The sequence below is a fragment of the Mesorhizobium subarcticum genome (assembly GCF_055456085.1).
This window is the reverse complement of sequence record NZ_CM144237.1, coordinates 2,867,195-2,885,754: the sequence shown is the minus strand read 5'-3', so window position 1 is coordinate 2,885,754 and position 18,560 is coordinate 2,867,195. Positions and strand designations below refer to the sequence as shown.

Annotated in this window: 19 protein-coding genes; 10 read left to right on the top strand and 9 right to left on the bottom strand. The window is 63.9% G+C overall.

From position 1 onward, the window contains the following. Positions 1–13 precede the first annotated feature (13 nt). The gene (gene petA / locus ACZYHG_RS14000) at positions 14–574 is read right to left on the bottom strand and encodes a ubiquinol-cytochrome c reductase iron-sulfur subunit (RefSeq protein ID WP_464614282.1); all 561 of its coding nucleotides are present in this window, start codon (positions 572–574) and stop codon (positions 14–16) included. Positions 575–889: 315 nt separating this feature from the next. Between petA and ACZYHG_RS13995 the strand changes: the two genes are divergently transcribed. Beyond that, positions 890–1,234, top strand: a complete 345-nt coding sequence (locus tag ACZYHG_RS13995; protein ID WP_464614281.1) for a cupin domain-containing protein — start codon at positions 890–892, stop codon at positions 1,232–1,234. A 3-nt stretch (positions 1,235–1,237) separates the two neighbouring features. Here the strand turns inward: ACZYHG_RS13995 and ACZYHG_RS13990 are convergent, their stop codons facing one another. Genes ACZYHG_RS13990 through ACZYHG_RS13975 form a run of 4 tightly spaced genes read right to left on the bottom strand, consistent with a single transcriptional unit; the run spans position 1,238 to position 5,838 of the window. After that, on the bottom strand, positions 1,238–1,549 hold the full coding sequence (locus tag ACZYHG_RS13990; RefSeq protein ID WP_464614280.1) for a DUF6665 family protein: 312 nt from the start codon (positions 1,547–1,549) through the stop codon (positions 1,238–1,240). Between the two features lie 38 nt (positions 1,550–1,587). Then, entirely contained in the window at positions 1,588–3,471 is a 1,884-nt protein-coding gene (locus tag ACZYHG_RS13985) for an ABC transporter ATP-binding protein (RefSeq protein ID WP_464614279.1), read from the bottom strand. 10 nt (positions 3,472–3,481) lie between these two features. After that, entirely contained in the window at positions 3,482–5,368 is a 1,887-nt protein-coding gene (locus ACZYHG_RS13980; protein WP_464614278.1) for an ABC transporter ATP-binding protein, read from the bottom strand. 29 nt (positions 5,369–5,397) lie between these two features. Beyond that, positions 5,398–5,838, bottom strand: coding sequence for a hypothetical protein (locus ACZYHG_RS13975; RefSeq protein ID WP_464614277.1), 441 nt, complete (start codon positions 5,836–5,838; stop codon positions 5,398–5,400). A 419-nt stretch (positions 5,839–6,257) separates the two neighbouring features. Here ACZYHG_RS13975 and ACZYHG_RS13970 point away from each other — a divergent pair, with 419 nt between their 5' ends. Beyond that, positions 6,258–6,716 carry a tRNA (cytidine(34)-2'-O)-methyltransferase gene (locus ACZYHG_RS13970; protein ID WP_464614276.1) on the top strand — a complete coding sequence of 153 codons (459 nt, stop codon included), beginning with the start codon at positions 6,258–6,260 and terminating at the stop codon, positions 6,714–6,716. 161 nt (positions 6,717–6,877) lie between these two features. Then, on the top strand, positions 6,878–7,348 hold the full coding sequence (soxR, locus tag ACZYHG_RS13965; protein ID WP_464614275.1) for a redox-sensitive transcriptional activator SoxR: 471 nt from the start codon (positions 6,878–6,880) through the stop codon (positions 7,346–7,348). Positions 7,349–7,441: 93 nt separating this feature from the next. Here the strand turns inward: soxR and ACZYHG_RS13960 are convergent, their stop codons facing one another. Then, on the bottom strand, positions 7,442–7,699 hold the full coding sequence (locus ACZYHG_RS13960) for a hypothetical protein (protein WP_027030665.1): 258 nt from the start codon (positions 7,697–7,699) through the stop codon (positions 7,442–7,444). 168 nt (positions 7,700–7,867) lie between these two features. On the opposite strand from ACZYHG_RS13960, the gene hemF reads away from it, so the two are divergent. From hemF to ACZYHG_RS13940, 4 genes are all read left to right on the top strand, one after another. Continuing rightward, positions 7,868–8,782, top strand: a complete 915-nt coding sequence (gene hemF, locus ACZYHG_RS13955) for an oxygen-dependent coproporphyrinogen oxidase (protein WP_464614274.1) — start codon at positions 7,868–7,870, stop codon at positions 8,780–8,782. 156 nt (positions 8,783–8,938) lie between these two features. Further along, positions 8,939–9,124: a DUF1059 domain-containing protein gene (locus ACZYHG_RS13950; RefSeq protein WP_464614273.1), complete on the top strand. Its 186-nt coding sequence runs from the start codon at positions 8,939–8,941 to the stop codon at positions 9,122–9,124. A 313-nt stretch (positions 9,125–9,437) separates the two neighbouring features. Next, positions 9,438–9,992, top strand: a complete 555-nt coding sequence (locus ACZYHG_RS13945; protein WP_464614272.1) for a hypothetical protein — start codon at positions 9,438–9,440, stop codon at positions 9,990–9,992. Between the two features lie 79 nt (positions 9,993–10,071). After that, the gene (locus tag ACZYHG_RS13940; protein ID WP_464614271.1) at positions 10,072–11,052 is read left to right on the top strand and encodes a S8 family serine peptidase; all 981 of its coding nucleotides are present in this window, start codon (positions 10,072–10,074) and stop codon (positions 11,050–11,052) included. Between the two features lie 17 nt (positions 11,053–11,069). Here the strand turns inward: ACZYHG_RS13940 and ACZYHG_RS13935 are convergent, their stop codons facing one another. The 3 genes from ACZYHG_RS13935 to ACZYHG_RS13925 are packed head-to-tail and all read right to left on the bottom strand — an operon-like array spanning position 11,070 to position 13,590. After that, positions 11,070–12,332: a CCA tRNA nucleotidyltransferase gene (locus ACZYHG_RS13935; RefSeq protein WP_464614270.1), complete on the bottom strand. Its 1,263-nt coding sequence runs from the start codon at positions 12,330–12,332 to the stop codon at positions 11,070–11,072. Beyond that, complete coding sequence (locus tag ACZYHG_RS13930; RefSeq protein ID WP_464614685.1) at positions 12,329–12,961, bottom strand: CoA pyrophosphatase; 633 nt, start codon at positions 12,959–12,961, stop codon at positions 12,329–12,331. Before ACZYHG_RS13930 ends, ACZYHG_RS13935 begins: the two co-directional genes overlap by 4 nt. Further along, positions 12,961–13,590, bottom strand: coding sequence for a DUF1285 domain-containing protein (locus ACZYHG_RS13925; protein ID WP_464614684.1), 630 nt, complete (start codon positions 13,588–13,590; stop codon positions 12,961–12,963). Before ACZYHG_RS13925 ends, ACZYHG_RS13930 begins: the two co-directional genes overlap by 1 nt. Before the next feature lie 157 nt (positions 13,591–13,747). Between ACZYHG_RS13925 and ACZYHG_RS13920 the strand changes: the two genes are divergently transcribed. Genes ACZYHG_RS13920 through ACZYHG_RS13910 form a run of 3 tightly spaced genes read left to right on the top strand, consistent with a single transcriptional unit; the run spans position 13,748 to position 18,560 of the window. Next, entirely contained in the window at positions 13,748–14,752 is a 1,005-nt protein-coding gene (locus ACZYHG_RS13920) for an AAA family ATPase (protein WP_464614269.1), read from the top strand. Further along, the gene (locus tag ACZYHG_RS13915; RefSeq protein ID WP_464614268.1) at positions 14,752–15,741 is read left to right on the top strand and encodes a DUF58 domain-containing protein; all 990 of its coding nucleotides are present in this window, start codon (positions 14,752–14,754) and stop codon (positions 15,739–15,741) included. The genes ACZYHG_RS13920 and ACZYHG_RS13915 overlap by 1 nt, the downstream gene beginning before the upstream one ends. After that, positions 15,738–18,560 carry a DUF4159 domain-containing protein gene (locus tag ACZYHG_RS13910; RefSeq protein WP_464614267.1) on the top strand — a complete coding sequence of 941 codons (2,823 nt, stop codon included), beginning with the start codon at positions 15,738–15,740 and terminating at the stop codon, positions 18,558–18,560. The genes ACZYHG_RS13915 and ACZYHG_RS13910 overlap by 4 nt, the downstream gene beginning before the upstream one ends.

The following is an 18,560-nucleotide window of genomic DNA, read 5'->3' as shown; positions in this document are numbered from 1 at the left end:
ATGTCCCCCTGCCTCAACCGATAAGGATTTTGGTATCGGAAATGAATTTGAATACCGGCACGGCCATGTTCTCTGGCGCCGGGCCTTTGCGGATGCGGCCGGCGGTGTCGTATTGCGAACCATGGCACGGGCAGAACCAGCCGCCGAAATCGCCTTCCTGGCCGAGCGGAATGCAGCCCAGATGCGTGCACACCTGAACCATCACCATCCAGGCTTCCTTGCCGGGCGTGGTGCGGTTGGCGTCGGTCGCCGGGGCGTCGGACGGCAGATTGGCATTACGGGCAATCGGATCCTTGAGATCGGCCAGGTTGACGGCCTCGCCGTCCTTCATTTCCTGTTCCGTGCGGTTGCGCACCACGACCGGCTTGCCGCGCCACTTGACGATCAGCGACATGCCAGGCGTCAGCGAGGCGACATCGACCTCGACCGAGGCGAGCGCCAGCGTCGAGGCATCAGGGCGCATCTGGTCGATGAAGGGCCAGGCGAAGGCACCGGCGCCAACCACGGCGGCCATGCCGGTGGCGACGTAGAGAAAGTCTCGACGGTTGGGATCCTGGATGTCGGTTGCGCTCACGGGTGCCTGATCCTTTCGCCTCTTCCGCGCCGGTGGCTGAGCCTTGTTCCCCGCTCAATTACGCCAACCCGACAGCGCATGGCGAACAGGCTAGCGAATTCCTCCGGCATTTGGACTTCGGTTTATGCGTGAAGCCCGTTTTTGTCCAGACGGGTCAAGGCACAAGGGCAGATTGTCGCGGGGACAAAATCCCCTATCGCGCGGCGAGACGGCGAATGGCCGCAAAATGCGGCTAAACAACCGGGAAATATCAGCAAAATCCGGCACTCCCGCTCCTCTCGACAGGGAATGCCGACGTGACCTATCCTCAGCCCCATGGCGCATGTCATAGATCGTGAGGAATGGGCTGTTCGCCCCGACCGTTGGAAGGGCGAGCTGCAATGCGGCGCCTACGGCTCCAACTCGTGCCTGATCTTCAACCACTTGCCTGATGTCGGCGGCGGCCCGCGCCTGCACTCCCACCCTTATGCAGAGATCTTCATCATCCGCCAGGGCACCGGCCTGTTCACGGTCGGCGACCAGGAAATCGAGGCCTCCGCCGGCCAGATCCTGATCGTTCCGCCCAACACGCCGCACAAATTCAGCAATCTCGGTCCGGGTCCACTGGAAACCACCGACATTCACGAGAACGGCACGTTCATCACCAAATGGCTGGAATGATCCTTACGCCGCTCCCAATCGGGCCAGCACGGCTTTCGGGATGGCATGTTCGCGGATGACGGCATCGTGCTTGCGCAAGCCGCACAGTTCACGCTGGATGAAATAGGCATGAACGGCTGCTGCAGCCTCCTTGAGAAGCCTCGGGCGCAGGTCCTCATCGGCATTGGCGCCCAGCCGGGCGAGCGTTTCCTCGACCTTTTGCCCGGCGCGGCCGAGCGCCGCCGCCTTTTCGGCGAGGATTTCATGGCCAAGCACATCAAACGCCGTTTCCTGGGCGCTGGATCTCCCGAAATTCGACGGCATGCGCACGGACATTGGCCTTAAATCTCCGATCAAAGACAGCATTACCAAATCTATTCAGCCGGCCGCGTTTCTTCCAGCACGCTTTCCTCGTGATAGAGGAAGCCGCCGGACTGTCGTTTCCACAGCCGCGCATAAAGCCCGTCGAGCGCCACCAGTTCGTCATGCGTGCCTTGTTCGACGATGCGGCCGCCGTCCAGCACCACCAGGCGGTCAAGGGCTGCGATCGTCGACAGCCGGTGCGCGATGGCGATCACGGTCTTGTTTTCCATCAGCCTGGTAAGGTTCTCCTGGATCGCCGCCTCGATGTCGGAATCGAGCGCCGAGGTTGCCTCGTCGAGGATCAGGATCGGCGCATCCTTGAGGAAGACACGCGCGATCGCCACGCGCTGGCGCTGGCCGCCCGACAGTTTCACGCCGCGCTCGCCGACAAACGCCTCGTAGCCGGCACGGTCCTTGTTGTCGCGCAAGCTCAGGATGAATTCGTGCGCCTCGGCCTTTCTAGCTGCGGCAATCACCTCCGCATCGGTCGCGTCGGGCATGCCGAGCTTGATGTTGTCGCGCAGCGAGCGGTGGAACAGGGCCGTGTCCTGGCTGACGACGCCGATATTGGCGCGCAGCGAATTCTGGGTGACCCCGGCGATGTCCTGCCCGTCGATCAGGATCTTACCGCTCTCCAGATCGTAGAGCCGCAGGATCAGGTTGGCGAGCGTCGTCTTGCCCGCACCCGACGGCCCGACCAGCCCGACCTTCTCGCCCGGCTTGACGACGAGGTCGATGCCGTTCAGCACGCCGAACCCCTTGCCATAATGGAACTCGACATTCTTCACCTCGATGCGGCCGCCCGCTACGACGAGTTCCCTAGCATCGGGTGCATCGACGAGACCGAGCGGCTGCGAGATCAGCGCCTTGGAGTTTTCCAGCACGCCGAGATTTCGCAAGATGCCGTTGAGCTGCATCATCAGCCGCCCGAGCAGCATGTTGAGCCGCAAGACGAGGGAGAGCGTGAAGGCGACCGCGCCGACGGTGATCGAGCTCTCGACCCAGAGATAGACGGCAAAACAGCCGATCACCGTGATCATGATGCCCGACAGCGTGGTCAGCGCCATGCGCACACCGGTCAGCCGGCGGGTGAAGGGGCGCAGCGCGTCGAGATAGATGTCGAAGCCGTTCCTGATGTAGCGGTCGTCGCCGTCGGCGGAAAACAGTTTCAGCGTCTGCACGTTGGAATAGGAATCGACGATGCGGCCATTGATCATTGAACCTGCTTCGGCCGTAGCCTCGGCATTCTTCCGGATCGCCGGCAGATAGAGTCTTGCCAGCAAGCCAAAAGCGACGATCCAGACCACCACCAGCGCGGCTAGTCTCAGGTCAAGCCCGGCGACCAGCGCCAGCGTCGTCACCGTATAGACGAGCATGAACCAGACGACCTCGATGAAGCTTTCCATCAAATCGCCGGTCGCCTGCCCCGCCTGCCAGACCTTTGTCGCGATGCGACCGGCGAAATCGTTCTGGAAGAAGGCGTAGGACTGGCGCGAGACATGCCGGTGCGCCTGCCAGCGAACCAGATTGTAGAAGCCGGGCGTAATGGTCTGCTCGTCGACCAGCGCCGACAGGCCAACGACGATGGTGCGGATGACCAGCACCACGGCGATCATGAACACCAGTTCGGGACCAGCGGCGGTCCACAGCGCATGCCAGCTGCGCTCGCCGGGAAGCTGGTCAAGAATGTCGACCAGCCGCCCGACGAAGTAGAACAGGCCGGCCTCGACCAGCGGCGCGATGCCGCCGATGACCAGCATGGCGAAGAACGCGAACTTTGCCTGGCCGACATAATGCCAGAGAAAGCCGCCGACGCTGGAGGGTGGCCGAAGGTTCGCCGGCTCCCTGAACGGATAGACCCAGTTCTCGAACCAGCGATAGATGGCTGTCATCATTCGGCTGTCATCATTCGGCGGCTTGGCCTTTTGCGATTGCATCATTGGCGGCATCGGTCGGGATGTCTTCGAGCAGGAACCCGCCCGACTGGCGCTGCCAGAGCTGGGCGTAGAGCCCGCCCTTGGCGACCAGTTCGTCGTGCGAACCCTCCTCGATGACCCGCCCCTGGTCCATCACCACGAGCCTGTCCATCGCCGCGATGGTCGAAAGACGGTGGGCGATGGCGATGACGGTCTTGCCTTGCATGAGCTTGTAGAGGTTCTCCTGGATGGCCGCTTCCGCCTCGGAATCCAGCGCCGACGTCGCCTCGTCAAGGATAAGTATCGGCGCATCCTTCAACATAACGCGAGCAATGGCGATGCGTTGCCGCTGGCCGCCGGACAATTTGACGCCACGGTCGCCGACATAGGCGTCGAACCCCTTGCGGCCACTGCCATCCGAAAGCCCGCCGATGAAGTCCAGCGCCTCGGCGCGGCGCGCCGCCTCGACCAGCATCTCGTCCGAAGCATCGGGCCGGCCGTAGAGTATGTTCTCGCGCACCGAGCGATGCAGCAGCGAGGTATCCTGCGTGACCATGCCGATCTGCGCGCGCAGCGAATCCTGCTTCACGCCCGCGATCTCCTGGCCGTCGATCAGGATCCGGCCGCTTTCCAAATCGTAGAAGCGCAGGAGTAGATTGACCAGCGTCGACTTGCCGGCGCCCGAGCGGCCGACAATACCGACCTTCTCGCCGGGTCTCACCGCCAGCGACAGGTTCTCGATGACGCCTTTCTGCTTGCCATAGTGGAAGCGGATATCCTCGAAGCGGATCTCGCCCCTGGAAACGCTGATCTCCTGCGCATCCGGCCTGTCCTCGACAAGGCGCGGCAGCGAGATCGAGGCGATGCCGTCATGCACCGTGCCGATGTTCTCGAACAGGGCCGACATTTCCCACATGATCCACTGCGACATGCCCCACATTCTGAGCACCAGGCCGATGACCACGGCGACCGCGCCGATCGTCACCACTTGGCCCATCCACAGCCACAGCGAGATGGCGGTGATCGAGAACAGCAGCAGTGAATTCAGGATGTAGAGTGTGCCGAAAAGCACTGTCACCAGCCGCATCGACCGATAGACCGTGCTCAGGAAGCCATCCATCCCTTCCCTGGCGAAAGAAGCTTCGCGGCGCGCATGCGAAAACAGCTTGACCGTCTGGATGTTGGAATAGCTGTCGACGACGCGGCCGGTCATGACCGAGCGCGCATTGGCCTGTTCCTCGCCGACCTTGCCCAGGCGCGGAATGAAAAAGCGCAGCAACAGGATGTAGCCGACCAGCCAGACGGCCAGCGGCGCGGCCAGCCGCCAGTCGGCCGAACCGACGATGTAGAGCATGCCCAGGAAATAGACGATGACGTAGTTCAGGACGTCGAGCACCTTTATGACGCATTCGCGCACGGCGAGTGCCGTCTGCATCAGCTTGGTGGCGATACGTCCGGCGAACTCATCCTGGTAGAAACTCATCGACTGCTTGAGCAGGTAGCGGTGCACCTGCCAGCGGATGCGCATGGGATAGTTGCCCATCAGCGTCTGCTGGTTGAGCAGCGAATGCAGCCACACCGTGCCCGGCAGCGCGAACAGCACGATGAAGGCCATGCCGGCGAGCTTCCAGCCCTCCGTCTGCAGGAAGGTTTCGCGGTTCGCAGCCGACAGCCAGTCGACAATGCGGCCAAGGAAGCCGAACATCCAGACTTCCGCGATCGCGATCGCTGCCACCAGCACCGCGTCGACAAGGATATAGGGCCATGCGCCACGCGTATAATGCAGGCAGAAGGCCACCAGCGTCTTGGGGGGCTCGACCGGTTCCGCTGCCGGGAACGGATCGAGCCTTCTTTCAAACCAGCTAAACAACAACATAGGTCATGCCTGTAAAATCTGTTTCCCGCTTACGCGGCTTGGCGACGTCCGAAGTCCCCGGGCCGTGTGGCGCCGAGGGCCGACGGTCCGGAATCATCCGGACCGTCGGCCCTGCTTCGCGCAATATAGGGGCTCGCGGGCTTTTCGCCGACAGGGTCGTTTGTCGATCCTGACGGCGCGGCGTCGACAAGCCGGATTTTCGCGCCCGGCCGGATCAGCCGGATGATCCGGCGCACCAGCGACGGCCGGCTCGGATCGGGAACCGCGCGCGAGAAATCGACATCCGGCAGCATGCCGCGATGCGGCCGTCGACGGACTTCGGCGTGAACCGCCGACGAATAAGTGTCGCCGATCAACAGCGCCCAGGTCGGCAGTCGGTGGATATGCAGGCTCCTTGAGCCAGGTATTCTGTAGGGATCGAACATCGGTCCGTCCTCCGTGTGAAAATAGAGATGAAAAGGCGAATCCATATCGTCCGCCGGCATTCGGCCGGAGGCATGGATTGCATCGATCTGGACACGACTGAACGAGTTGGTCTGGACACGACAAGTATCGGTTTGGACGTGTTCAGTTCGGGCGTTCAGCCCCTTTGACTTTTTGAAAAACATCGCAGCATTCCTTCGACCGAAAAAACGTTTCGGCGGGAATCGGTGCGATCAAGTCTTAGAGAGTCAGGAGAATTGTCGTACCGAAACCGCCAGCAGGCAGGTAAGCCCACGAGAGGGGCGCTGGATGTACATGGTCATCATGAGTTTCCCCTCCATCGGTTCGGGTTGACAATGCTGGCCGTATACCCGACTTCGAAAAAAATGGCCACCCGCAGGTTCGGCAATTTCCAAAACCGCGAACCCGCTGTTGCCGATCTGCCACTTATTAGAAGGACGCGGAAATGAACGATCGTCTCCGCATCGCGCTCTACCAGCCGGACATTGCCGGCAATACCGGGACAATCCTGCGCCTGGCCGCGTGCCTCGGCCTTGGCGTCGACATCATCGAACCGGCCGGCTTTCCGCTTTCCGACAAAGCGCTCAAGCGCGCCGGCATGGACTACCTCGAAATGGCTGCCCTGACCCGCCACATCAACTGGGACGCCTTCGAGAACTGGCGCAAGGCCCGCGCGGATCGGCTGGTGCTGTTGTCGACCAAAGCGACGACCCCCTACACCAGTTTCAGTTTCAGGAACGGCGACATCCTCCTGTTCGGCCGCGAATCCGCAGGCGTGCCAGATCCGGTCCATCAGGCTGCGGATGCGCGGCTGACCATCCCCATGCAGGGAACCGCGCGCAGCATCAACGTCGCGCTCTCCGTCGCCATGGTGGCGGGCGAAGCCATCCGGCAGCTCGGATAGGATCTGCAGTCCATCGACAACACTGTGCTTGCCGTCACCGACGACAGCGGTTTCTCCAGTCATTCTCGCCCAGGCGCACATCGCCTTCTCCTGTCATTTGCCCAATCAACATTTCCTCGCTACAAGCTCAACTTAAGTTGAGGTCAAGCGGAAAATGGGAAATGGCTCCAGTGACGGAATTGACGGTCGGCCAGGTGGCGATGCGCAGCGGCGTCGCGGTGTCGGCGCTGCATTTCTACGAAGCGCGCGGACTGATCCGCAGCCACCGCACCTCAGGCAACCAGCGCCGCTATGGCCGCGACGTGCTGCGGCGGGTGGCGATCATCAAGGTCGCCCAGGAGGTCGGCATCTCGCTGGCCGAGATCGGCGAGGCGCTGGCATCACTTCCCGAGGGCCGCACGCCGACGCGCGACGACTGGAACCTTTTGTCCACCGCCTGGCGCGACGGGCTCGACCACAAGATCACCCAGCTGAAGAAACTGCGCGACGGGCTGACCGACTGCATCGGCTGCGGCTGCATGTCGATCGACAAATGCCCGCTCAGGAACAACGGGGACAGGTTGGCAAGGGAAGGAACGGGGGCGAGACGGTTGGTTCTTCCTTCTCCCCGTTCGCAGGGAGAAGGTGCCTGAAAGGCGGATGAGGGGCAGCGCCAGCAGACGGAGGTTTGTGCCGCCCTCACCTGCCTGCCGGCATCCTCTCCCCGTGAACGGGGCGAGGAAACCTTAATCCGCCACGGGCAATCGCCTGATGGTGAACTCGATCAAATCACCCGGCCGCTCGAACCAGCTTTCGATCTCGGTCCAGTAGGCCTGCTTGGGAAAGCGCTCGAACCATTCCTTGGCCTTGAGCCGCGCATCGGAGCGCGGCAGGACGAAGGTTTCGCGCAAAAAGCCGTCGCGCGGCATGCGGGCGCGCTCGGCGCGGCTTTGGTCGAGCCTTTTCTTCAGGCCATCCAGCGGCGGTCTTGCCGGGGTGCGCACGAACCACTCCTTGCATCTGGCGCATGGCCCCGAAATCGGAAACCGGTTTTCGGAAAGGATCATGCGCGAAACCAAAGTGACTTGACCCTGTTCCTCAAGAGATTAGGGATCGCGCCCGGAAAAGACGAGTCTTTTGTCGACTCGACCGCCCGCAACCGGAGACGGCACTTGGAACGACCTGAAATACCAGCTGGCCTGCCCGCCGACATCGAAGAGAAGAAGATGAAGGCCCGCCTGTGGTTCGAGGCGCTGCGCGAACGCATCTGCGCCACCTTCGAGCAGATCGAGCAGGATCTTGGCGGTCCCTTGGCCTCCTGGTCGCCCGGCCGTTTTGAAAAAACGCCATGGGAACGCGATCAAGGCAAAGGCGGCGGCGGCACCATGTCGATGATGCATGGCCGTGTCTTCGAGAAGGTTGGCGTCCACACCTCGACCGTCCATGGCGAGTTCTCGCCCGAATTCAGAAAGCAGATGCCCGGCGCCGAGGAAGACCCGCGCTTCTGGGCCTCCGGCATCTCGCTGATCGCCCACCCCTGGAACCCCCACGTTCCAGCCGTGCACATGAACACGCGCATGGTGGTCACCTCGCGCCAATGGTTTGGTGGCGGCGCCGACCTGACGCCGGTGCTCGACCGCCGCCGCACCCAGGAAGACCCTGACACCGTCGCCTTCCACCGCGCCATGCAGTTCGCCTGCGAGAAGAACGCCGACGTCGCCGATTATCCGAAATTCAAGACATGGTGCGACGAGTATTTCTATCTGTCCCACCGCAACGAGCCGCGCGGCACCGGTGGCATCTTCTTCGACTGGCTGCATTCGGGCGAGGACAAGGGCGGCTGGAATGCCGACTTCAACTTCGTCCAGGACGTCGGACGCTCGTTTCTCGTCGTCTATGGCCATCTCGTGCGCGCCAATTTCAATGAGAACTGGACCGATGGCGACCGCGACGAACAGCTCGTCCGCCGGGGCCGCTATGTCGAATTCAACCTGCTTCACGATCGCGGCACCATCTTCGGCCTGAAAACGGGCGGCAATGTTGCCGCGATCCTGTCCAGCCTGCCGCCTGAGGTTCGCTGGCCGTAAACATCGGCTAGGCGGAAGCGCACGCAGCTTTGATGCAACCAGACGGTCCGTCGCGTGTTATGGTCATTGCCCCTGCTGGCGGTCCAAAGCTGGACCGTGAGCCAAGAAAAGTGGCGGAGCCCCTGACCGGCTCCCCGGAGGAAAAGGAGAAATCCAATGAAGGAATTTCACTGCGGGTCGCTCGTGCCCGGCTGTGGGTGGCACACCCGTGCCGACGAGGAAGCCGAAGTGATGCGCCGCGCCGTCGAGCATATGCGCGACACACATGGCGAGACTGTCATCCGCGAGACGATGATCGAAGCGATCCGCTCGCGCATCGAGAAGGTTCGCGACGCCGCCTAGGTTTTGCCCGGCTTTGCTTCGTGGGCGGCGGCAAGCGAACCGCGCCGGCGCTCACCATCGGATGAGCTAAATACAGCTTTGCGACGCGACTCGCGTCTTACGCCATCGCGGTCACGGCGCGAGGCAGATCTTTTCAGGTCAAAAAATTATATTTGCCTCCGCTAAAGTAAACCCTGCGGTAACCGAACCCGTGCCAATGTCGCGCGGATAATCCGGCTACAGTGGGCTGCCAGAGAAGCCCGTCGCCCCCAGGCACTGATCCGGAACGGTGGGGCGAGGTGTTTCGCGCACGCGCGAAAAGTCCGGCAATCGAGTGCGTTTCCGCACGGCGGCACTCCTGCTTTGCGCGCTCATCGGGGCGTCCCCGTCCATTGCCCAGGAACTGACCACATCGTTGGTCGACATACACCAGGGTTCGCCGCTCAGCGATCGCGCGAGAGGCCTGGGCAATGGCGGCTACGAACTGCAGAACGGAACCTTTGTATCGTTCAACCAGTGGTATCGCGCGAGCTGGGTCGACATGCATGTGGACCTGCTGACCCAGATCACCGAGGATACCGGCATCCTTTGGGGTTTCGGGACCGGAGAAGAGGGCGAGAAGTATCGGATCGAGCCCAGCCTCAAGCTTGGGTTCCTCACTCAGATGCATCCCAATCCCAACAGTACGCTTTCCCTGTCGCTCACCACGACCATCGGCGGCAAGCTCACCGAAAAGCCCTGCGAAGCCGACTATGGCGACCTGGGTAGCTACAGCGTCAATTGCCGGCTCGCTGCCAGCCAGATGGCGCCTGAGGAAACCTTGAAATATCTGGTTAATGCTAAACCGGAAAGCCAGCATCTCTGGCTGAACTATCGTGTTACTTTCTGATCGTCGCGAGGCTGCAATTGCAGAATCCTGCCCCCAAGGCGATCGCTCATACTGGTTCTTGTCTGACTGGAGTAGGGACATGTCGGGTACTTGCATGAAGTTCGGCCTCGCCGCCGCCCTTGTCATCCTTTCGGCGCCATTCGCATCGGCGCAGGAGGCCCTCGACGCCGATGAAATGGCCGCAGTCTGCCACGGTGCCGGCTCCATATGCGTGAGCGCGACGATCCCAGCCGCGCCGGCGACGCAGTCGGTACAGAACTGGATGAGCCCCGATGTCGGCGCCGCATGGGCGGCAGGCTACAAGGGCAAGGGCGTTACCATTACCATGGTTGACGACTTCAGCAGCTCGTCACGCTTTTCCGGCAATTTCGGCCTCGGAGTTCAAACCCAGCGGCACGGTGAATGGACCCGCGAGGAAGCCAGCATGGTTGCGCCCCTGGCGACGATCAGGTCGAAAGACTTCACCACCAGTTCATACGTCCCGTTGGCGAGCGGCCTGAATGTGCTCAATCTGAGCTACGGCATGTACGCCAAGGCGGGCTACAGCTCAAACCAGATCGGGTGGGCCCAGGAGGAAGCTTCCATCATTTCCTACGCCGCCAAAGGGTTAGCCGTTGTCTCCAAGGCGGCTGGCAACGACTCGGTTGCCGTAGGCGGCGTCACCAGCGGCCAGCAGGATTATCTCGACATCGCTTTGATCGGCAAACCTTCGGCTATTTTCGTCGGCGCGCTGTCCACCAACGGCACGACGTCCAACAAGGCCCAGCTTGCCTGGTATTCCAACTACGCCGGCTCCAACACGGCTGTGCAGAGCCATTTCCTCGTCGTGGGTGTCACCGGCGACAAGACCGGCCTTTACGGCACGTCCTTCGCCGCGCCGATCATATCCGGCTACGCTGCGATCATCGGCAGCAAATTCACCAAGGCCACGCCGACCCAGATCACCAACGATCTGCTCAATACGGCTCGTACCGACACGCTGGTCAACTATAGTGCATCCGTCTATGGCAAGGGAGAGGCGAGCCTCTCACGCGCCCTAGCCCCCGTAGCGATCAAGTAGGTGAGGCTGGTAGTTGATTAGGTTTCAAGTGCCTTTGCGGCGCGTTCGAGCAGCGCGCCGCGATCAGGCGCAAATCCTGCTTCGATCCATTCCGCCTCGAGATTCTTGAGGATTTCGCCCAGTTTCGGCCCTGGCTTTGCGCCGAGTGCCGTCAGATCGGCGCCTTTCAGCGGAAACAGCGGCTTTTCCCATTTGAGCGCGAAGGCCAACAGGCGTGAAAAGCCGCCGGCCTCAAGCAGTGCCTCATTGTCCTGAACAGCGCGCACCCGGGCTCCGGCAAGCGACAGCCGCAGGCGATCGACAAATCCTTGCCGGTCGCCGCGATAAAGCCGCTTCGCCAACTCGCCCTCGGTGGTCTTCGGTTCGACGACAGCCACCAGCGCCCAGTGGCGCAAGCGGTCTGATTCACCTGTCGAAAACCGGAGCCGCTCGGCGAGCGTCTTCATGCGCGCGGCATCCGGCGGCACGATTGCTTCGAGCCGCAGCATCGGATCCGCGGTCCAGCCGAGATCCGTTTCAGCCTTGGTCAGCCCGTGGATGGCATCGATCCCCCATCTCTCGCTTTCCGGTAGCGCGGTGGTCAGCACACTTGCCTGCCGCATCCAGAGCAGCGCCCGCGAGGGATCGGGCGCCGACAAAAGCTTCTTCAGCTCGGACCAGATGCGTTCGGCCGAGAGTTGTCCGAGCCCTTCTTTCAGTCGGGCGCAGGCCTTCAGCCCCTCGGCGTCAGGCCGGCCTTCGCCATACCAGGCAAAGAAGCGGAAAAAGCGCAGGATGCGCAGATAATCCTCACGGATGCGCGCTTCCGCATCGCCGATGAAGCGCAGCCGCCGCGCCTCGATGTCGGCAATGCCGCCGACCAGGTCGACAACGCTCCCATCCGCTTCGGCGTAGAGCGCGTTGATGGTGAAGTCGCGCCGCTCGGCATCCAGCTTCCAGTCGCGTCCGAACAGCACCCTGGCGCGGCGGCCGTCGGTCTCGACATCGGCGCGCAAGGTGGTGATTTCATAGGGCTTGCCGCCGGCAACGACGGTGATCGTGCCGTGCTCGATGCCGGTCGGCACCGCCTTGAAGCCTTCCGCCTCGGCACGGCGGATGATTTCACTGGGCAAACAGGTGGTGGCGATGTCGATATCGGCGACCGGCTGGCCTATCAGCACGTTGCGCACGGCACCGCCGGCGACACGCGCTTCCTCGCCGCCTTCGGTGAGCGCACCAAGCAGGCGTTGCAAGTGCTTGTCGGCGAGCCAGTCGGCCCTGTCCGCGATCGAAACAGTCAAGCGTAGAGCCTTTCATAGAGCGTTCGGATGATGCCGGCGGTGACGCCCCAGATGCGCCGGTCGCCATAGGGCATGTCGTAGAAGAACCATTCGAGGTCGTTCCACATGCGGCTGTCACGCTTGTGATTGGCCGGGTCCATCAGGAAGCGCAGCGGCACTTCGAAGGCGGCATCGACCTCGTCGGCGTTCAAGGTCAGCTCGAAGCCGGGCTGCACGATGCCCAGCACCGGCGCGATGCGGTAGCCGCTGCCAGCGACGTAATCGGGCATGCGGCCGATGATCTCGATGCGGTCCTGGTCAAGGCCGATCTCCTCGAAGGTCTCGCGCAGCGCCGCCGTCTCCGGACTGGCGTCGGTGGGGTCGATGGTGCCGCCGGGAAAGGCCACTTGCCCCGAATGGCTGCGCAGCTTTTCGGCCCGCTTGGTCAGGAGAACCGCTGCCTCGCCTTGGTGATCGACCACCGGGATCAGCACTGCGGCATTGCGCAGCGCCTTGCCCTGGTTGAGACGCGGATGGCCGGGATTGAAGCGATGATCGCCATAATCGTCGCCGGCGTGCGCGTCCGGCTGCGCGGCGAACCGCGCGCGAAAATCGGCCGATGAAAACGGCACCGGTGACACTTGGTCCATCATGCGCTGAGCCGTTTCAACTGATCAGCCGGCATGATCGGAAAGACGGCGCCCTTGGAGCGCACGGCAAACATCGTCTTGCCGCCGATCTCGATCTCCTCGCCCTGCCCGACCAGTTCGTACATGACAGGCCGCGCCACCAGCGCCTCCAGCCGGCCGCGCACCAGCACGTAGGGCTTCAGGCCCCCGGTCTCGTTCTCGTCGACGAAGCGCAGCGGCCGCTCCGGCCCGGCCTCGACGACGTCGCCGACATTGGTGCGGAAGGTGATGATCTGTTCGTCACCGCTGCCCGAGACATCCATCTCAACGGCGATGAACGGCGCATCGGCAACGCGGATGCCGACCTTTTCCACAGGCGTCACCAGATAGGTCCTGCCGTCCGCGTCCTTGCGCAGCACGGAGGAGAAAAGCTGCACCAGCGGCATGCGGCCGATCGGCGTTCCCAGGTAGAACCAGGTGCCGTCGGCCTTGATCTCCATGTCGAGATCGCCGCAAAAGTCCGGATTCCAGCGTTCGACGGGCGCTGCGCCCTTGCCGGCACGCGCCGCCCGCGAGATCAACGCCTCCAGGCCGCGCGCCTCGGTGGCGCTCGTAAGGCTTTGTTCGCGATGTTCGTAGTGTTCCGTCATCGTCACGAAATAGTCACTGTTGTTCCGCTTGTCAGCCTAAGTCTGTGATTTAAGTTCGACCATAGCCACTACGCGAGGCCGAATCGCGGCAACTTATGCTATGGTGCGACCGTATTTCCGACCATAGGTATCTCAAGGCAAAAAGGGATCGAGCTGCATGAGCGTGATGGTCAAGGAGAGCCCGATCAGCGAAACGGACATGGTCGCCGAGGCCGAGAAGGCGCTGGCCGATATTTCCAGGATCCGCGATGGGGTCGGCCGGGTCATCTTCGGTCAGGAGAACGTCGTCGAGCGCACTTTGGTGGCGGTTCTGGCCGGCGGCCATGCGCTTCTCGTAGGCGTTCCCGGCCTCGCCAAGACCAAGCTGGTCGAGACGCTTGGCGTCGTGCTCGGCCTCGATTCGCGCCGCATCCAGTTCACGCCCGACCTGATGCCGTCCGACATCCTCGGCTCCGAGGTCATGGAGCAGGACGAGGCCGGAAAACGCTCCTTCCGCTTCATCTCCGGCCCTATCTTCGCGCAGCTCCTGATGGCCGACGAGATCAACCGCGCCTCGCCGCGCACCCAGTCGGCGCTGCTGCAGGCGATGCAGGAATACCATGTCACCATTGCCGGCGCCCGCTACGATCTGCCCGCGCCCTTCCATGTGCTGGCGACGCAGAACCCTCTGGAACAGGAAGGCACCTATCCGCTGCCCGAGGCCCAGCTCGACCGCTTCCTGATGCAGGTCGACATCCTCTATCCCGAAATCGAGGCCGAGCGCCGCATCCTGCTGGAGACCACCGGTGTCGAGGACGCGAAGGCTCAGAACGTGCTGCAGCCGGCGCGGCTGAAGGAGATCCAGACGCTGATCCGCCGCATGCCGGTGCCGGAAAGCGTCGTCGAGGCGATCCTCACTCTGGTCCGCTCGGCGCGTCCGGGCCAGGGCAATGCCGAGACCGACAAGCATGTCGCCTGGGGCCCCGGTCCCCGCGCCAGCCAGGCGCTGATGCTGTGCACGAGGGCGCGCGCGCTTTACGAGGGACGACTGGCGCCGTCGGTCGATGACGTGCGGGCATTGGCCGAGCCGGTGCTGCAGCACCGCATGGCGCTGACCTTCGCCGCCCGCGCCGAAGGCACCAGCGTGCGCGATGTGGTGGCAAAGCTCGTGAAAGGAATTTGATGGCGCGCATCGGCGAGGTCCAGGCTCCGGCAGCGACGCGCGACGCGCTCGCCCGTGGCCGGTTGCGGGCTTCGCTGGTGCCCGACCTGCTGGTCGAGGCGCGCCGCATCGTCAACACCGTGATCGCCGGCTGGCATGGCCGCCGCAAGCGCGGCATCGGCGAGAATTTCTGGCAATTCCGGCCCTATGTCGAAGGTGATGCATCGCGCATCGACTGGCGCCGCTCGGCGCGCGACGACCATACCTATGTGCGCGACCGCGAATGGGAAGCCGCCCATACGGTGTGGCTGTGGGCCGACCCGTCGCCCTCCATGCTCTACAAATCGACTGGCGCCAGCGTTTCCAAGCAGTCGCGCGCGCTGGTGCTGGCACTGGCCATGGCAGAACTGCTTTCGCGCAGCGGTGAGCGCATCGCCTGGCCAGGGCTCACCGATCCTTTCACCGCCCGCAACGGCGCCGAGCGCATCGCCGCCCAGCTGATGCATGCCGGTGAACTGCCGGCCAAGCCTGATCTCTCCGGCATCAGGCGCTTCTGCGATATCGTCATCGTCAGCGATTTCCTCGATCCGGTCGACGAAACCATGGCCTGGCTGGACGTGCTCGCCCGCCACGGCGTGCGCGCCCATCTGATCGAGGTCGCCGATCCGGCCGAGGAGACCTTCCCCTATGCCGGCCGCACCGAGTTCACCGATCCCGAGACCGGCGACAAGCTGACGGCCGGCCGCGCCGAAATGCTCGGCGACGAGTACCGCCTGCTTTACACCGCCCGCCGCCAGGAGCTGGCCGGCTGGTGCAAGCGGCTCGGCTGGAGCTTTACCGTCAACCACACGGACCGGCTGGCTTCCGACGCGCTGGTGCGCCTGCACATGGCGATGACCGCCGATGGCTCATATGCCGGGCCGACGTCCGGTCGTGCCGGCATGATCGCCAGTCGCGATCAGCCCAAACCGACCGCCGGTGGCGGTCGTGCCGGAAAGGCCGTCGCATGAGCTGGCTGCCGCTCTCCTTTGGCGCTCCCATGGTGCTGTGGGGCCTGCTAGCGCTGCCGGTGATCTGGTGGCTGCTCAGGCTGACGCAGCCCAAGCCGCAGGCCGAGATCTTCCCGCCGCTGAAAATCCTGGCGCGCGTGCTGAAGCGCGAGGAGACGCCGCAGCAGAGCCCGTGGTGGCTGACGCTGCTCAGGCTGCTGATGGCCGCGCTCATCGTCGCAGCATTGGCCGAACCGGTCTTCAACCCGCGCGAAAAACTGCCGGCCGAGGGTGCAGCGCTCGCGCTGGTCATCGACAATGACTGGGCCAGTGCCGCCGACTGGAACAAGCGCATCGCCACCGCCGAGCGGTTGATCCACGACGCCGGTTCGAACGGCGTGCCTGTTATCATCGCCTTCACCGCCGAAAAGGCCAATGCGGAGATCGGCCCCTTCGATGCCGCAGCCGCACTCGACCGGCTGCGCGCCGCCAAGCCGCGGCCGATCCCGACCGACCGGCCCGCTGTCTATGCCCGTGTCGCCGGCGTGCTGGCGACCTTGCCCGGCGCCAGCGTCGCCGTTCTGGCCGACGGCCTCGCGGCCAAGGGCGACGAAGCCGCCTTCAACACGCTGCTGTCGAAAAATGCCGCTCGCGTCGTCTGGGCAACCACTGAGCGGCTTTCGCTGACCGGCCTGACCGGCGCCGACAACCAGGTCGACGGCTTTGCGCTGACCGCAATCCGCGCGCCGGGCGATCCGGCGCCGGCGCAGGTCACCGCCGGCGCCTTCGACGACAAGGGCCGACGCATCGCCGATGCGACGCTGACCTTCGCGCCGGGCGAAGCCACCGCCACCGGCACCATGACGGTGCCGTTCGAGCTGCGCAACGACTTCGCTTCGATAGCGCTCGACGGTGAGCGCCAGGCGGGTGCGGTGCGCGTGCTCGACGAAAGCTCCAAGCGCCGCCGTGTCGGATTGCTGTCGCAGGCCGAGGCAGACCAGGCACAGCCGCTTCTGTCACCGCTCTACTACATCAGGCGCGCGCTGCAGCCCTTCGCCGATCTGGTCGAGCCGTCCAGCGCCGATCTCGCCGACGCCATCCCGCAGATCCTCGACCAGAAGCCGGCGATGATCATCATGGCCGACATCGGCACCATTCCGGCGCAGGTCAAGCAAAGGCTGGTCGACTGGGTCGACAATGGCGGCACGCTGGTGCGTTTCGCCGGCTCGCGGCTGGCAGCCGCCGGCAATGACGACGATTTGCTGCCGGTCCGCCTGCGCACCGGCGAGCGTTCGCTGGGCGGCGCCCTGTCATGGACCTCGCCGCAGCCGGTCACCGAATTTCCCAAGGCCGGCCCCTTCGCCGATCTGGCGCCGCCCACCGAGGTGACCGTGAACAGGCAGGTGCTGGCCGAGCCGACACCCGACATCGTCGAACGCACCTGGGCAGCGCTCGCCGATGGCACGCCGCTGGTCACCGGGCTGAAGAAAGGCAAGGGCACGCTGGTGCTGTTCCACGTCACGCCCGAGGCGACCTGGTCGAACCTGCCGATCTCCGGCAGCTTCGTCGAGATGCTGCGCCGCATCGTCCAGCTGTCGCGCAACCAGGGTGCGGCGATCGCCAATGCCGAAGCCGCCGCCACGTCGCTGGCGCCCTATCGCATGATCGCAGCCGATGGCTCGCTGGTGCCGCCGACACCGGATGCGCGGCCACTGGTGCCCGGCGCCGGCGCGCTGCCGGTGACCTTCGAGAACCCGCCCGGCCTCTATGGTTCCGAGACCGGTGTCTTCGCCCACAATCTGCTCGACGCGGCAAGCACGTTTGCACCGCTGGCGCGTCCACAGATCGCTGTGCCGGTCACCACGATCCAATATGCCTTCGACGAATCGCGCAATTTGAAGGGTTCGCTGGTGGCGGCAGCCCTGGTGCTGATGCTGCTCGACACGCTGGCCGTGTTCTGGATGGGCGGCCTGTTTTCGCGCCGGCCGCGCCGTGCCGGCGCCGTGGCAACCACCGCCGCGATCCTGATTGCGCTTGGCGCAGTGTTCGGCCATGCCGATTTCGCCCGCGCCGACGACGCCAGACCGGGCGACGATGCGGCCATCGAGGCGATCTCGAAGACCCGCATCGCCTATGTGCTGACCGGTGTGCCGGGCGACGATTCGATCAGCCGCGCCGGGCTTGAGGGCCTGACCCGCTTCCTGATCGAGAAGACGGCGCTGGAACCCGGCGCACCGGCCGGCGTCGACATTTCGAAGGACGAACTGTCTTTCTACCCGCTGATCTACTGGCCGATCAATCCGGCCGCCCCCATGCCGAGCCAGGCCGCGATCGCCCGCATCGACGCCTATATGCAGCAGGGCGGCACGGTGCTGTTCGACACGCGCGACCAGTTCGCCAACGGCATCGGCGCCGATTCCACCAGCCCGGCGACAGAGCGGCTGCGCGACATCCTCGGCAACCTCAACGTGCCGCCGCTGGAGCCGGTGCCGTCGGACCACGTGCTGACCAAGTCCTTCTTCATCCTGCCGGAATTTCCCGGCCGCTTCGCCGGCAGCCCGCTCTGGGTGGAGGCATCGCTCGACGCCAGCAACGCCGACAACCGCCCGGTACGCACCGGCGACGGCGTCTCGCCGATCATGATCACCGCCAATGATTTCGCCGGCGCCTGGGCGGTCGACGAGAATGGCGACCCGCTGCTGCCGACCGTGCCGGCCGACCCGATGCAGCGCGTCTACGCGCTGCGCGCCGGCGTCAACATCATGATGTACATGCTGACCGGCAACTACAAATCCGACCAGGTCCACGTGCCCATTCTGCTCGAACGGCTGGGGCAGTAA

Coding starts and splice junctions, on each gene's coding strand:
- ACZYHG_RS13975 (WP_464614277.1), bottom strand. CDS start 5,838: ATGGATTCGCCTTTTCATCTCTATTTTCACACGGAGGACGGACCGATG.
- ACZYHG_RS13940 (WP_464614271.1), top strand. CDS start 10,072: ATGTCGGGTACTTGCATGAAGTTCGGCCTCGCCGCCGCCCTTGTCATC.
- ACZYHG_RS13925 (WP_464614684.1), bottom strand. CDS start 13,590: ATGACGGAACACTACGAACATCGCGAACAAAGCCTTACGAGCGCCACC.
- ACZYHG_RS13980 (WP_464614278.1), bottom strand. CDS start 5,368: ATGTTGTTGTTTAGCTGGTTTGAAAGAAGGCTCGATCCGTTCCCGGCA.
- ACZYHG_RS13920 (WP_464614269.1), top strand. CDS start 13,748: ATGAGCGTGATGGTCAAGGAGAGCCCGATCAGCGAAACGGACATGGTC.
- ACZYHG_RS13910 (WP_464614267.1), top strand. CDS start 15,738: ATGAGCTGGCTGCCGCTCTCCTTTGGCGCTCCCATGGTGCTGTGGGGC.
- ACZYHG_RS13995 (WP_464614281.1), top strand. CDS start 890: ATGGCGCATGTCATAGATCGTGAGGAATGGGCTGTTCGCCCCGACCGT.
- ACZYHG_RS13985 (WP_464614279.1), bottom strand. CDS start 3,471: ATGATGACAGCCATCTATCGCTGGTTCGAGAACTGGGTCTATCCGTTC.
- ACZYHG_RS13915 (WP_464614268.1), top strand. CDS start 14,752: ATGGCGCGCATCGGCGAGGTCCAGGCTCCGGCAGCGACGCGCGACGCG.
- soxR (WP_464614275.1), top strand. CDS start 6,878: ATGGCTCCAGTGACGGAATTGACGGTCGGCCAGGTGGCGATGCGCAGC.
- ACZYHG_RS13930 (WP_464614685.1), bottom strand. CDS start 12,961: ATGGACCAAGTGTCACCGGTGCCGTTTTCATCGGCCGATTTTCGCGCG.
- ACZYHG_RS13970 (WP_464614276.1), top strand. CDS start 6,258: ATGAACGATCGTCTCCGCATCGCGCTCTACCAGCCGGACATTGCCGGC.
- ACZYHG_RS13990 (WP_464614280.1), bottom strand. CDS start 1,549: ATGTCCGTGCGCATGCCGTCGAATTTCGGGAGATCCAGCGCCCAGGAA.
- ACZYHG_RS13950 (WP_464614273.1), top strand. CDS start 8,939: ATGAAGGAATTTCACTGCGGGTCGCTCGTGCCCGGCTGTGGGTGGCAC.